12 protein-coding genes are annotated in these 14,244 nt (G+C 70.3%); 4 read left to right on the top strand and 8 right to left on the bottom strand.

The genetic code is table 11. The features are described from left to right. Positions 1–33 precede the first annotated feature (33 nt). The 3 genes from RCR19_RS35285 to RCR19_RS35275 all read right to left on the bottom strand — a co-directional run bounded on the left by RCR19_RS35285 (position 34) and on the right by RCR19_RS35275 (position 2,959). Complete coding sequence (locus RCR19_RS35285) at positions 34–876, bottom strand: citryl-CoA lyase (RefSeq protein ID WP_331268810.1); 843 nt, start codon at positions 874–876, stop codon at positions 34–36. Then, the gene (locus RCR19_RS35280; protein ID WP_331268809.1) at positions 869–2,059 is read right to left on the bottom strand and encodes a CaiB/BaiF CoA-transferase family protein; all 1,191 of its coding nucleotides are present in this window, start codon (positions 2,057–2,059) and stop codon (positions 869–871) included. Before RCR19_RS35280 ends, RCR19_RS35285 begins: the two co-directional genes overlap by 8 nt. A 78-nt stretch (positions 2,060–2,137) precedes the next feature. Then, a complete protein-coding gene (locus RCR19_RS35275) occupies positions 2,138–2,959 on the bottom strand; it encodes an IclR family transcriptional regulator C-terminal domain-containing protein (protein WP_331268808.1) in 822 nt (273 codons plus the stop codon). Between the two features lie 257 nt (positions 2,960–3,216). On the opposite strand from RCR19_RS35275, the gene RCR19_RS35270 reads away from it, so the two are divergent. Together RCR19_RS35270 and RCR19_RS35265 are read left to right on the top strand one after the other, a co-directional pair. Beyond that, on the top strand, positions 3,217–4,665 hold the full coding sequence (locus RCR19_RS35270; protein ID WP_331268807.1) for an amidohydrolase family protein: 1,449 nt from the start codon (positions 3,217–3,219) through the stop codon (positions 4,663–4,665). Positions 4,666–4,705: 40 nt separating this feature from the next. Continuing rightward, positions 4,706–5,242 (top strand): DoxX family protein, encoded by a 537-nt coding sequence (locus RCR19_RS35265; protein ID WP_331268806.1) that lies wholly within the window; start codon positions 4,706–4,708, stop codon positions 5,240–5,242. A 52-nt stretch (positions 5,243–5,294) separates the two neighbouring features. Here RCR19_RS35265 and RCR19_RS35260 read toward each other — a convergent pair whose 3' ends face one another. The 3 genes from RCR19_RS35260 to RCR19_RS35250 all read right to left on the bottom strand — a co-directional run bounded on the left by RCR19_RS35260 (position 5,295) and on the right by RCR19_RS35250 (position 9,947). Beyond that, positions 5,295–5,771 carry a (2Fe-2S)-binding protein gene (locus tag RCR19_RS35260; RefSeq protein ID WP_331268805.1) on the bottom strand — a complete coding sequence of 159 codons (477 nt, stop codon included), beginning with the start codon at positions 5,769–5,771 and terminating at the stop codon, positions 5,295–5,297. Positions 5,772–5,779: 8 nt separating this feature from the next. Then, positions 5,780–8,116, bottom strand: coding sequence for a molybdopterin cofactor-binding domain-containing protein (locus RCR19_RS35255; protein WP_331268804.1), 2,337 nt, complete (start codon positions 8,114–8,116; stop codon positions 5,780–5,782). Positions 8,117–8,717: 601 nt separating this feature from the next. After that, a complete protein-coding gene (locus RCR19_RS35250) occupies positions 8,718–9,947 on the bottom strand; it encodes an aminotransferase class V-fold PLP-dependent enzyme (protein WP_331268803.1) in 1,230 nt (409 codons plus the stop codon). Positions 9,948–10,168: 221 nt separating this feature from the next. Between RCR19_RS35250 and RCR19_RS35245 the strand changes: the two genes are divergently transcribed. Next, positions 10,169–10,873, top strand: coding sequence for an FCD domain-containing protein (locus RCR19_RS35245; protein ID WP_331268802.1), 705 nt, complete (start codon positions 10,169–10,171; stop codon positions 10,871–10,873). A gap of 347 nt (positions 10,874–11,220) precedes the next feature. Next, positions 11,221–11,661 (top strand): universal stress protein, encoded by a 441-nt coding sequence (locus RCR19_RS35240; RefSeq protein WP_331268801.1) that lies wholly within the window; start codon positions 11,221–11,223, stop codon positions 11,659–11,661. Between the two features lie 413 nt (positions 11,662–12,074). Here RCR19_RS35240 and RCR19_RS35235 read toward each other — a convergent pair whose 3' ends face one another. Beyond that, entirely contained in the window at positions 12,075–13,190 is a 1,116-nt protein-coding gene (locus RCR19_RS35235) for a GNAT family N-acetyltransferase (RefSeq protein WP_331268800.1), read from the bottom strand. A gap of 511 nt (positions 13,191–13,701) precedes the next feature. Next, positions 13,702–14,217, bottom strand: coding sequence for a hypothetical protein (locus tag RCR19_RS35230; protein ID WP_331268799.1), 516 nt, complete (start codon positions 14,215–14,217; stop codon positions 13,702–13,704). Positions 14,218–14,244: the final 27 nt, after the last annotated feature.

Here is a 14,244-nt window from a genome sequence, read left to right as displayed (position 1 = left end):
GGTCCACGGCCCGACGGCCCGTCGGCGGCACGGTCAGCCGTCGCGCCGGCCTTCGGCGAACGGTTGCGGGAGGTAGGGATCCGGCGGGACGGAGGTGTTGTTGAGGTCGACGGAAAGGAAGACGTCCCGCGCGACCGGGTGACGGAGTTCCTCGGCGAGCTGGCCGATCAGTCCGGCCGTCCGGGCCAGCAGGGCGAAGCCGCGCAGCAGAGGCAGCGGGAGGCCGAGGTCGGCGAGGGCGGCGCCGCAGACTCCGGCTCCGTTCAGGGGGAGCGTTTTGCCGAGCACGGTCGGATGGACCCGGCCGATGGCGGCGAACAGCGACAGGTGCGGGCCGAACAGGCCTTCCTCCGTCGCGATCCGCATCAGCCTGGGCGTGCGGGGGTCGCCCTCCTTGTGCACATGGTGGCCGAGTCCGGGGACCAACATGCCGGACGCACGCCGCTCCCGCAGCGTGCGCAGGGCCACCGCGTCCCAGCCCGCCTCGTCGGCCGGCAGTGCCCCGTCCTGCGACTCCAGCACCTCGTGCAGGAACCTGCCGGTGTCCTCGGTGACTCCGAGGAAACGCGAGCCGCCTCCGAGCAGACCGGCGGCGAGTGCGCCCTGGACGGAGTCCGGCGCCGACAGGTAGGTCAGCCGGGTGACGATGGCGGTGGGGGTGAACCCGTGGTCGGCCAGCGCCGCGAGCACGGCCTCGAATACGCGTGTCTCCCCTGCGCTGGGGCGCCGCTGCACCGCCAGCCAGAACGCCAGCTCGCCGAAGCCCACCGAGCCCATGATGTCCTCGGCGAGGTCATGGCCGAGGAGGGTGATGTTCTTCAGGTCGGACGCGCCGAGCGCGGTGGGGTACGCGGCGTCCGCCGTCGGCTCAGACACGGCCCTGCTCCTCGGGTTCGGACAGCCACTTGCGCAGTTCGTCACCGTGCTCGTCCAGTTGCGGCGGTGGCAGCCGATAGGTGGCGGGTGTTGCGGAGAAGCGGATCGGATGCCGGGTGGTGGGTACGGCGCGCTCCCCCTCCCCCACGCTGACGACCGGTTCGAGACCGAACCGTTCGGCCATGGCGAAGCCGCCGTCGATGGTGTTGATCGGCCCGCTCGGGACGCCCGCCTCGACGAGCAGGTCGAACCATTCCTCGGCTCCGCGCTTCCTCAACTGCTCGATCAGAAGGGGGCGAAGCTCCTCCCGGTTGGCCGTGCGGTCGGCGTTGCGGGCGAAGCGCGGATCGTCGGCGATCGCCGTTATGCCCAGTACTTCGCACAGCTTGCGGAACTGCCCGTCGTTGGCCGCCGTGACGATGAGGTCGTTGTCGGCCGTGGGCAGCGGTTCGTAGGGGAACACGCTGGGGTGGGCGTTGCCCATCCGGTAGGGCACGGTATCGCCCGCGACGTACGCGGAACTGTGGTTGACCAGACCGGTCAGGGCCGAGGACAGCAGGTTCACCTCGATCAACTGGCCCTCGCCGGTGGCATCCCGATGGCGCAGCGCCGCCAGGATGCCGATCGTGGCGTGGTTGCCCGCCATGACGTCGAACACGGAGATCCCGGCCCGGTAGGGCGGCCCGTCCGGGTCGCCCGTAAGGCTCATCAGGCCCGAGATGGCCTGCACCATCAGGTCGTATCCGGGCACATGACGTCCGGCTCCGGAGCCGAAGCCCGTGATCGAGGTGTAGATCACGCCGGGGTTGTCGCGGCGCACCGTGTCGAAGTCCAGACCGTACTTGGCGAGCCCGTCGGGTTTGAAGTTCTCGATCAAAACGTCCGCGCGGCGGGCGAGTTCGCGCGCGATGGCGACGTCGGACTCCTGCCTCAGGTCCAGCGCGACGGAGCGCTTCCCGCGGTTGATCCCGAGGTAGTAGGTCGAGACATCGCCCCGCACCGGGGGCATCCAGGACCGGGTGTCGTCGCCGTGCGGTCCCTCGACCTTGACGACGTCGGCGCCGAGATCGGCGAGCAGCATCGTGGCGTACGGACCGGCCAGGATGCGCGAGAAGTCCGCCACCAGAACCCCGGAGAGCGGCCCCGCGCCGGACGGACGATCGGGCGTCGAGCTTTCTGACATCGACCGACCTTGCCTCTCTGTCCGCCAAGCGGACGCCTGTCCGTGGCTTGCGATTCTGGGCCTCGGACTGTCAAGGCGTCAAGGTTTCACCGCCACAGCTGTCGGACGGGTCAGGTGCGGCGCGGAGTCGAGCCGGGCGAAGTCCACGCTGATCTCGCCCGCGGCCTGCAGCAGGAGCGGCAGGTGGTCGTGGAGCAGGGTCTCCACCGAGGTCTCGGCGGCGTGCGCGTTGACGTTGACACTCGCGACGACACGGCCCGACCCGTCGCGCAGCGGCGCGGCCACCGACCGGATGCCCCGCGCCAACTGCTCGTCGGTCATCGCCCAGCCGCGGGCGCGCACCTCTCGCAGCTCGGCCTCCCACTCCGCCCGGTCCGGCCGCCACACGGGGACCAGGCCCGACCGGGTCGGCTCGGCGAGGACCCGGGTCGCTTCGTCGGGCGGCAGCGCGGCCAGCAGCACCTTGCCCAACGAGGTCTGCAGCGCCGGGAACCTGGTGCCGATCTGCACCGCGAGCGTGACGATCTTGGGTACGGAGGCCCGGGCGACGTAGACGATGTCCGAGCCGTCGAGCTGGGCGATCGAGCACGACTCGTTCGTGCGCTCGACCAGACGCTCCAGGTGCGGCCTCGCCACGTCCCACAGCCCCATCGAGCGCACATAGGCCATGCCCAGGTCGAGCACCCGAGGGGTGAGGGCGAACCCGCCGTCCTGCTGCCGCACGTATCCCAGCTCGGCCAGGGTCAGCAGGATCCGGCGGGCGGTCGGCCTCGCCAGCCCCGTCGCCTGGGCCATGTCCGTCAGCGACATCACCGGCCGGCGCGGCTCGAAGGCGGTGATCACCTCGAGCCCTCGGGCCAGCGCCTCGATGAAGTCGGGCCCGGTTCCTTCGCGGGGCATGGAAACTCCTCCTGCCGATGACAACGGTCGTCCGCCTCGCGGACAGCCTGACACAGGCACTTTATGCAGCGACCCGGGCTTCGGCACACACAGCAGTGCGCCAAGGCACCCGCGCCGTCCGCACATCGGACACGGGGCAGGTGTTCTGACCACCGAGGATTCGTCTGCGTCCGGTATTGACATCGACCTGACGCGGAACCACGATCCTCGACAACAGTTGCCCGTCATACGGACGTTCGTCCGAAAGGGAGACAGTGATGAGCCAACCCCTCGAATTCCAGCCGGGACGGGCCGTCGTCTTCCGCAACGGCACAGTGCTTCCCGTGGACCGGAACCGTTCTGTGCTCACCGGCACCGACGTGCTCCTGGCCGGCGACCGCATCGCCGCCGTCGGCCCGCGGCTCGCCGTGCCGGACGGGACGGCCGAGATCGACGCCGAAGGCGGCATCGTCATGCCGGGCATGATCGACACGCACCGGCACATGTGGCAGACGGCGATGCGCGGCTACGGGGCCGACTGGACGCTCACCCAGTACTTCGTCTGGTACTACCTCGAGCACGGCAGGGCCTTCCGGCCCGAGGACGTGTACGCCGGGAACCGGCTGGCCGCCGTGGAGGCGCTCGATGCCGGTGTGACCACCGTCGTTGACTGGTCGCACGGGCTCCAGACAGCCGACCACGCCGACGCGGCGGTCGACGCGCTCCAGTCGGTCCCCGGACGGTTCGTCCTCGCCTACGGCAACATCCAGCAGGCTCCGGCGGAATGGACCCGGGCGCCGGAGTTCCGGGACTTCGTGCGCCGTCGCATCACGGACGACGACATGCTCGGCTTCCAGCTCGCCTTCGATGTGACGGGCGATCCGGAGTTCCCCGAGAAGCCGGCCTTCGAGGCGGCGCGCGAACTGGGCATGGCCGTGACCACCCATGCCGGGGTCTGGGGCGCCACCAACGACGACGGCATCCGGCTGATGCACGAGCACGGGTTCATGACACCCGAGACGGTCTATGTGCACGCCTCGACGCTGTCGGCCGACTCCTACCACCGCATCGCCGCGACGGGCGGCTCGGTCTCGGTGTCGACGGAGAGCGAGCAGAGCGCCGGGCAGGGCTACCCGACCACCTGGGCGATACGGTCCCACGGCATCCCCGTCTCGCTGTCGATGGACACCAGTGTGTGGTGGAGCGGCGATCTGTTCTCCGCCATGCGCACCACACTGGGTGCCGACCGGGCCCGCCAGCATCTGGATGCGCACGGCAGGAACGAGACCGTCACCCACTCGGCGCTGCGCGCGGACCAGGTGGTGGAGTGGGCCACTCTCGGCGGCGCCAGGGCCCTGGGCCGCGAGAAGGACCTCGGCAGTCTCGAGGTGGGCAGGAAGGCCGACGTCGTCCTGCTGAAGAACGACCACTCCCCGGTCTCGTTCCCCCTGCTCAACCCCTATGGCCACGTGGCGTTCCAGGCGCAGCGCGGCGACGTCCACACCGTGGTGGTCAACGGGAAGGTGGTCAAGCACGAACACCGCCTGCTCGGCGTCGACCTCGGCTCGGTGCGGCACGAGGTCGAGCAGACCGTGGAGCACCTGCGGTCGACGATCGGCGAGGAGGAGTGGCACAAGGGCATGAACCCCGACATCCCCGAGACGAAGGTCCTCGACAACCCGTACACCTACACCGACTACCGCAGCTCCACGACGCACCGGCGCTGAGTCGCGCGCGGGCCGGATCGGGACACGGGAGGTCACCGCGATGAGCGTCGGACTGCTGCTGCTACGCGTGTTGCTCGCCGCGCTGCTGTTCGGGCACGCGACGCAGAAGCTGCGTGGCTGGTTCGGCGGTTCGGGACGTGCCGCCACCGGCGCGATCTTCGAACAGTGGGGGTTCCTGCCCGGTGCCCGGATGGTGCTGGTGGCCGGACTGGCGGAACTCCTGGGCGCCGCCTCGCTCGCGGCGGGCCTGCTGACACCCGGCGGCTGCGCACTCGTCGTCGGCACGATGACGGTGGCCGCGGTGGCGACGTCGGTCAACGGATTCTGGGCCCAACGGGGCGGCTGCGAGGTCCCGTTCTGGTACGGCGCCGCGGCGGTGGTGCTCGCGTTCACCGGCCCGGGTCCCTGGTCGCTCGATGCCGCCCTGGGGCTGCGCTGGTCTCCCGGCTACGCCTGGGGCATCGCCGCATCGTTGCTCGGACTGCTCGCCTCCGCGGTCCCCCTCGCCTCGCGTGCGCGGGTCCTGCGCGAGAGGAGGACGACCGCACCGCAGGGCGAGGACCCGGCAGGGGTCTGATCGCCTGAGCGGCCCCCGTCCCTCCCCGGGGCGGGGGCCGCCGCTCCTGGCGTCAGTACTTCGCCGCCCCGGCCACGATCGCCTCCCGGATGCGGTGATACGTTCCGCAGCGGCAGATGTTGCGGATCTCGTCGAGTTCGGCCTCGCCGATCTCGCGCCCCTCCTCGCGGGCCTGACGCACCTTCGCGACGGCGGCCATGATCTGGCCGGGCTGGCAGTAGCCGCACTGGGCGACGTCGTGATCGAGCCACGCCTCCTGCATCGGGTGCAGGTCCCTGCCGACGGTGGCGGGCAGGCCCTCGATGGTGGTGATCTCGTCGTCCGGCCCGATGTCCTTCACCGGTACCGAACAGGGGTTGAACGCCTTGCCGTTGATGTGGCTCGTGCAGGCCTGGCACACGCCGAGCCCGCAGCCGTACTTCGGCCCGGTGACGCCCAGGACGTCCCGAAGCACCCACAGCAGTCGCACGTCGTCCTCGATGTCCACGGTGACGGGTTTGCCGTTGAGGATGAAGGTGTGTCGGGGCACGTGGACTCCTAGAAGGCGCGGCTCAGACCGTCGGTGGGCGACGCGGGGACGGGCGGCGTGGTCGGCAGCGGCTCGAAGCCGAGCGGTTCGCCGTGGTTGATCGGGAAGGTCGTCGGCATCGTGCCGGTGGCGCGGCCGTAGGCGCAGGCCACGGCTGCCATCGCGCCCGCGACGGCCAGCTCACCCGCTCCGCCGGGGTGACCCGTCGTCGGCGGCATGACGACGATCTCCAGCTCCGGCGGCGTGTTCCACTGACGGGTGTAGAAGTAGTTGTCCCAACTGCCCTCCAGGAAATACCCGTTGTCGAGGTGCAGGCCGGAACTGAGCGTGAGCGCGATGCCGTCCATGATGCCGCCCATCATCTGGGCTTCGAGGCCACGCGGGTTGACGGCGAGGCCCACGTCCACCGCGCAGACGACCCTGGTGACACGGGGTCCGGTGTAGGCGTCGCGAATCTTCCGGCCGGTGGTCTGCGGCCGGCAGTCGATCTCGGCGAGGACGGCGACGTACGCGTGGTACTCGGGGTGGATCGCGATGCCCTGTGCCGTACCGGAGGGCATGCTGCGTCCCCAGTCTCCGACCTCGGCGGCCTTGTCCAGAACGGCCCGCGCCCGGGCGTCCTTGAGGAAGGCGCGGCGTACTGCGTAGGGGTCCTTGCCCAGCCGTTTCGCCAGCTCGTCCACCACGAGCTCCTGCGCGCAGCGCACGTTGGGCGAGTAGATGTTGCGCATGGAACCGGTGTTGAACCCTTGGTCGGTCTCGCTGAGCAGCTGGGTGACGACACCGAAGTTGTAGGGGGTCTGCTGGGTGAGAGTGAAGATCGTCTCCGAGAAGGCGAGACCGCCGACGGGCAGCCGGGCGGCCTCGGAGGTGATGATCTCGCCCACGCCATGACCGAAGTCGGTGGACACGGATGTGTGGCGCTGATCGTAGGTGAGCACCTGACCGAGCGCGTAGGTGGCCCGGACCCGCGAGGTGGACATGGGGTGCGTGCGGCCCTGGCGGAAGTCGTCGGTACGGTGCCACATCAGCTTGACCGGTTTGCCCATGGCCCTGGAGATCTCGGCGGCCTCGGCGGCGGCGTCGTGGAACAGCTTGCGCCCGAAGGATCCACCACCCTCGGTGACATGGACCTTGACCGCGGTGGCCGGAAGACCGAGTTCCAGCGCGATCTGCTCCTGCGCGGTGATCGGCGACTTCAGGCTGGCCCAGATCTCGGCGGAGTCCTTGCGCACGTCGGCCACCGCGCAGTTGGTCTCCAGCGCGCTGTTGCTGGCGAAGTGGAAGGTGAAGCGGGCGTCGACGGACCTGGTGAGCAGATCGAGGGCGGGCAGCGGGAGTTCGGCCCTGCGCAGCTCGCCGCGCACGGTGTCGTCCGACTTGCCCTCCGCGGTGCCCGGCCCCCAGTCGACCTCGAGGGCGCGGACCGCGTCGATGCACTGCCCGAAGGTGCGGCCGCGCACGGCGACACCGGTGGAGACCGTGACGACGTCCGTGATGCCCGGCAGTGCCCGCACCTCCGCCAGGTTCGCCACGGAGCGGACCGTGCCGTTGACGGTCGGCGGGCGGCACACCATCGTGGGCAGCGCGCCCGGTACCTGGAGGTCCATCGCGAACCGCTTGCGTCCGGTGATCGCTTCGAGTGCGTCGAGGCGTCGCTGCGGGGTCCCGATGACCTTGAAGTCGGACGGTTCCTTGAGGGCGACCGAAACCTGACCCGTTGTCATCGATGCTGCCTTGGCGGCCAGTTCGCCGTAGCCGAGGCTTCTGCCGGTCAGCGCGGAGGTGATGACCCCGGCCTTCGCGGTCAGGGTGTCGACCGCCTCGCCCAGTTCGAGGGCCGCCGCCTTCAACAGCCGCCCGCGGGCGACGGCGGCCGCGACGCGGATCGGTGTGAAGGTGGAGATCGTGGTGTTCGACCCGCCCGTGAGCTGGTTGAACAGCAGCTCCGGCCGGGCGTCGGCGAGCGACACCCGGATCCGGTCCACGGGAAGGTCCAGTTCCTCCGCGATGAGCATGGCACTGGATGTGGTGATGCCCTGTCCGACCTCGGCCCGCGGCAGCGCGAAGGATGCCGTGCCGTCGGCGTCCATCCGGATCGTGATCAGGTTCGCTGTCGGCAGGGTGGCATGGGTGAGCATGTCGTTGAGGTCGTAGATCTCGGCCGGACCCGGCAGGGAGGGCACCGCCGCGGCCGCCTCCGTGGGAGCCAGGACGCCCTCACCCAGCTGGGCCGCCACGGTCAGGGTCGAGGCGGCCACCACATATCCCAGGAACCTTCGGCGTCCGATGCCGTCCGGCTCGACGTCGGTCCCGCGCTGCTGCGGGCGGTGGTGAGATTCCATCGGCTGTGCTCCCGACCACGAAGTGGAGTGTGCCCGGACATGTCGCGAGGCGGGCACGGAGGCGCCCCTCGGCACGGGAGCCACCGTTCCGTTCACGGCGGCTCTCGACTGTGCACGGCCGACGTGCGCTCCGGAAGATCCCGGGAGCGCATCTCCACGTAAGCCTCACGTCACATCGCGGGGAAAGCGACGGGCGCAGGGGCAGGCCGGGCCCGTCCTCCCGGTGTGGTCCGCCCCGGAGACGGGACGCGGGCGTTCGGTACCGCCGGCTCGAGGGCCACGACGAGGACGGCTTCACCGGCCTGGACACCCAGGTCCCCTACTGTCACCTCGCCGCCATGCTCGGCGCGTTGGACTACCGCGGTGGCCGTGCGGCTTCGCCCGCTTCGAGATCACCGACCGGAACCCGCCGTCATCCGGTTCACCGAGCAGCAGGACCGACCGATGCCCTGGGACATCCCGTCCGGAAGAAGGTCCGGCGACGACCGGGCTGCGGAGGACGGCGACGGCCGGCTCGAAGACGTTCGTGGATCAGCCCGTATCCGACACCCGCACTACCGGTCGGCGACCGCAGGGGCTCGGCCGGCAGTGCGAGTTCGCCTCAGTGACGGGCGGCGCGGGCCCATTCGCCGAGGACGGGGACACAGGACTCGGCGAAGTACTCGTAGTCGGCGGGGGTGTTGTAGACATGCGCGGACACCCGCAGATAGCCGATGCCGTCGAAACTGGTGAAGGCCGCCTCCACGCCCAGTTCCCCGGCCGCGCGGTCGCGCAGCGCGTCGGCTGCGATGCGGGTGGGACCCAGGCCGTCCGGCAGCCGTACCAGCCGCATGCCGGGAACCGGCATGCCCACGTCGACGCCGTCACCGGACGTGCCGGTCAGATCGGCGATCGCGGCGCCGATCACGTAGGCGGCATAGTCGGCCAGCTCGTCCATGTAGCGGCGTGCGTTCTCCCAACCCCAGGTGCGTTCGACGAAGTCGAGGGCCGTAGGTGCGGAGAGGTAGGCGGTCGCGTCGAGCGTGCCCTGCTGGTCGAAGCGGTCGGGATACGGGTCGGCCGCCCCCCACGAGTCGATCAGGGGGTACAACTGGTCGCGCAGCGGGCCACGGGCGACCAGCGCAGCCGTGCCGCGCGGCGCGCAACCCCACTTGTGCAGATTGCCGACCCAGAAGTCGCAGGTCGCCTCGGAGAGGGGTGAGGCGAGCAGACCGGGGGCGTGCGCGCCGTCCACGAGCAGTGGGATGCCGCGGCTCCGGGCCGCCTCGCCGATCCGCTCCACCGGCATACGGCGTGCGGTGGCCGAGGTGATGTGGTCGACGACGACCAGGTCGGTGTCATCCCCCATCTCGGCGATCACGGCCGCGGCCGCCTGCTCCTCGTCCGCGTCCAGCGGCACCCGAGCGGTGCGGACCTGGCCGCCCCAACGGCGGGCGAGCCGCTCCGCGCCCATGGTGACGGCCCCGTAGCCGTGGTCGGTGACGACGATCTCGCCACCACGGCGGCGGCCAAGGGCGGCGAACACGACGCTGGCGCCGGCGCTCGCGTTCGGGACCAGCGCGAGGTCGTCGGCGTCGGCTCCGAGGTAAGCGGCGAGCTCGACCCGGGTGGCGGCGATCCGCTGCGGCAGTGTCGGGAACCACACCACGGGCGCGCGCTCCATCTCCGCACGCAACTCCTCCTGGCGCCGCTGGGCCACGAGGGGGACCGCGCCGAAGGAACCGTGGTTCAGGTGCTTCAGGCCGGGGTCCAGTGACCAGGCCTGGGCGGCGGGCGCTCCGTCGGCCAGCAGCAGGGGGTGAGGTGCGGTGATGACCTCGGACTCGCTCACGTGACTCCCTATCCACCGGGTCAGTCAGAGGACAGCACCCGGAGACATATGATGACTCCGCATGTTGACATGACAACTTCTCCGGATGCAAGGGATCACAAGGGCGGAGTCATCAGATGACTTTCGTCGATAGCGCAGGACGTCCGGCGGCCCACCGCACCGCGCCGACGGACTTGCGCGCCCATCGCCGCAGCCCGTCCGGGGAGAACCGAGGGGGTCGGATGTCCGCAGTCGAGAAGGCTTTCCACGGTCTACGGCACATGATCGCCACGGGTCGTCTAGGGCCGGGTGAGCGCATCCCGCCGGAAGGCGAGCTGTGCGAGGAACTGGGTGTCTCACGTGGATCGCTGCGCGAGGCCGTACGGATGCTCGCCGCCCTGGGAGTGATCGAGCCGCGGCACGGCTCGGGCACCTATGTCTCCCGGCTCAGGCCCGAGGACGTCATCGGCAGTCTCTCGCTGACCCTCGAACTCCTCCCCCTCTCTGGTCTGCTGGAGGTGTACGAGATCCGGCGTGTGCTGGAGGCCCACGTCGCGGCCCAGGCCGCGGCGCGCTCGACGCCGGAGACCGTACGCACGCTCTTCTCGCTCATCGAGGAGATGGAGAACGCCGACGACCCCGCCCTGGCCTCCGAACTCGACCATCGCTTCCACGCGGAGATCGCGCGGGTCGGCGGCAACCCCACCCTGGCCTCCCTTTTGTCGGTTTTCCGTGCCCGCTCCCGCAAGTACCAGGTCTTCACGCTGCCCGAGGGCTCCGCACTGCGCGCCAAGAGCGACGAGGACCACCGTGCCCTGGCCGGCGCCATCGCCGACCGCGACCCCGTGGCGGCCGCCGGGGCCGCCCAGGCCCACGTGGCGCAGACGGAGCGGTGGCTGCGTACCTTCACCCCTCCCGTGGAGAACGACGAGGGCACGCCCGGCTGACGCCCGTGCCCCGGCGCCGGGCCGAAGGGCTCTCCGGAGGGTCCATCCGCCGCGCGACGTCCCACACCGTCGATCCGCCCGCTCCGCTGCGCGCGCCGGTCGGTGTCCGCAGGAAATTGGGACAACCGACCCTTCCCGGTCATGAGGCCGTCGGCGAACACGGCGGTCGCCCGGTGAGGATCGAGACGAGCTGGACGATCCGCCCCGGGGCCGGACGTCACATCCGATGTGACTTTTTTCCGATCATGAAGGAACAGCAGGCCACCCTGCGCGGTTTCATCCATCGAAGACGCGATGTCCCAGCGTCCGCCCGCTTTTGCGCACCTCTCGGAAAGGTCAACACGTTCATGTTCCACCACATCCTGGTCGCCATCGATCCGAGCCCCGCACGCCACACCGCGCTGCGACTGGCCGGTGACATGGCCCGGCTGACCCAGGCCAAGGTCAGCGTTCTGCACATCGCCGCCTCCGCCGCCTCGCCCTCGCTCGGCGCCGTCGTCCCCCTGGAGGACGACTCCGAGGCCAAGGCCGTACTGGACGAGGCCGTCGCGGAACTGCGCGAGAAGGGCATCGCGGCGGACGGCACCGTCACCCAGGCCCTGACCACCATGATCGCGCCGACCATCTCCGACACCGCCGAGGAAGTGGGTGCCGACCTCATCGTGGTCAGCCCCCACCACCGTGGGTCCGTCGAGGCGTTCTTCCACCCGCGGGTCAGCGACGCGGTCGCCCACGCCAGCCGTGTGGCCGTGCTCCTCGCCCCCGAAGAGCCCGAGGCGCAGGAGTAGTGATCCGCGAGCGCCCTGTGCCCCGGCACAGGGCGCCGCAAGCGGTCACACGGCGAGCGTGAGGGTACGCCCGCCCTCGGCGTCGGCCACCGCCACCGACGCCGGACACCGCGCGCGACCGGCGTGCGGCACCGCTGTGCCTCCGCTGGGCCCAGGGGGCCGCGCGCCGGACCGAGACGCGCCGCCGCCTGAGGCAGGCCCACCCTTGACGAGGCCGTGTCCGCCCCGGAGCCCACCGACGCCGCTCCAGGCACGGAGACAAACCGGACATCGGCCGTGATGCGTGCGCCGCCCCCAGCACCCCCGGAACCGGCCCACGGGCACCACGCATCGCCGACCGACACCGCCGAGTGGCACATCCCGCCCCCTCCCGGCACGGCGGGAACGCCCTGCCGGGAGTGTGAGAACCCTGCTCAGCCTGTTCGGGGCCCCGCCTTCCCGGAATCCGGTCCATTGGATGTGCGCAGGCCGCCCACCGTCTTCAGCAACCGGTCGGCCGGTCCCCTCAGCTGGGGATGGGCCAGAACCGTGTTGCGCAGACCGCGCACCGGCCGGCGCCACAGCCGGTGGGCCGTCGCGACCGGGTGAGGTCTGCTCGCGAACCCTTCACCGACCCGCAGTTCCCGGGTCTTGAGCCAGTCCTTGTACTCCTTGTCGCCGCGTCCCATGTCCACCAGTGTCACGCCGTGCCGGGCCGCCGCCTCTGCCAGCCGCAGGTGCATCATCAACCCTGGCGAGTAGTAGCGGAGCTCGGGGTCGTACGCGGTGAACCAGGCTGCGAGCACCGTGCTCGATCGCGGCCCGAAGTGCGCCGCCACGGGCAGGTCACCGGCATACAGCACGGACAGCACCCCGGTGAAGTGCTCCTCGCGGACGCGGGAGAGATAGTCCACCAGATCCACGATCCAGGGGCGGGAGAACCGGTCCATCCGACCGGTCCTGCGGTACTGGGCGGACTTCCACTGCATGAGTGTGCGCAGCGCCGCCGGATCGCGCTCGTCGAAGATGAAGCGCACGTCCCCCTTGTCGCGCCCCAGACGACGTTCCTTCTTCAGCACCGTCTTGGCCAGCCCCGGGTACGCGCTGCGCAGCCACTGGGCGTAGTCGCCGTCACCCGGCTTCACATCGAGCACCGGTGAGGCGAACGTCCCCGTGACGTACGCGCCGAACGGCTTCTGCTCCTGGACGAGGTGGTCGAACTCGAAGATGGACAGCCCGCAGGCCCGCAGGAGGTCCCGGGTGGCCCAGGTGACTCCGGGCCGGTGCACAAGGGCCTGGCAGTCGGACAAGCCCAGACCGATGGCTCGGCCGACGCCGAAGGCGTTGCGCTCGTACGGCAGGAAGCCGACCGGCTCCCCGTTCTCACGCAGGACCGCCACGCGTGCCCCGGCACGGTACCTGCCTATCCCTATCGCGAACTCCGGGGCCAGGAACGGGTTGGCGTATTCGGGCGACGCGTCCATGGCCTGGTGCCAGGCGTCGCGCAGCGAGTCGGTCAGTTCGTCGAATCTGTGAACGGTGATGTCCACCTCACATCAACCGCCCTTCCACAGGCGCCGCGAGAAGCGTGCCGATGACGGCACGGAACGACAAGACGTGTTGGCGACTACTCATTGATCGCATGGCCGACCGCTCCCCCCTATGACGCGCTGTGCGCGTCCTCCCACCGCTGTGGGCATCCGATGACCCGCGCCGTGCACACACGCGGTCCCCGAACGGCGGTGACCGACACGCGTATCCGGCAATGCTCAAACGTCGCGAAACAGTACGCACGCTGTCAAGGGTGCCTGAGGTAACGAAAGAGTGCGGGTCGGACGCCGAGGTCGGGAAACCGGCGTCCCGTCACCCCTGCCGAGCTGGTCCGGCCGCCGTGACGTCGCAGTTCCCGCCCTCCGTCCCCTTTGGCCGGGCCGGACCCGATTGCCGTGTCCGAAAGGGGACTTGGAAAGGACCCGCACATGCCACTAGGCGTCGGGGGCTCCGCCCCGCCGTCAACGTCTCTGCCGGCGCCGCACGGGACGAGTCGAATGCGTCCGGCTCTCAGAGTCCGGGCTGCCGTACGGATGAGTAGAGCCACTGGTTCTTGGCCAGGGGCTGCTCCGGGACGTTGCCCAACCAGAGCACAACCCCATGACGGCGCTCCCAGTAGGTCCCGAACGCGGCATTGGCGAGCCGATCGGGAACGAACACCAGGGGCCAGAGCCCTGCCGGCGATCCCCACAGCAGCGCACCGATCACGCCCGACGCCGCGAGGAGGACCGGAAAACCCACATCGAGACTGCGCCGTAGCGACTCACACGGCGCGGGCAGGACCCTGTCGGGATCGGCCAGGGGCACCGCAGTCTCGAAGTCCCTCCTCTCACCGCCCAGCCACGCCACCCGGGTGCAGGCGAGCGCCCCGAACACCAAGGTGAGTACGGTGAGCACAACCACGGCCCACAACGCCACGTGAACATCGGGAACGCCACCGAGAACGAACGCAACGGGTGCGCTGACGCACGCGGCGCCCACCGCCTCGATGACGGCCGACAGTTGATGGTGCACATACCTGCGCACGACACTCCCCCTCCGCGCACCCGTCTC

The organism is Streptomyces sp. WAC07094 (assembly GCF_036320405.1).
In the GTDB taxonomy this organism is placed as follows: domain Bacteria; phylum Actinomycetota; class Actinomycetes; order Streptomycetales; family Streptomycetaceae; genus Streptomyces; species Streptomyces lannensis.
The sequence above is the reverse complement of the archived record's forward strand: the minus strand, read 5'-3'. Positions and strand labels throughout refer to the sequence as shown.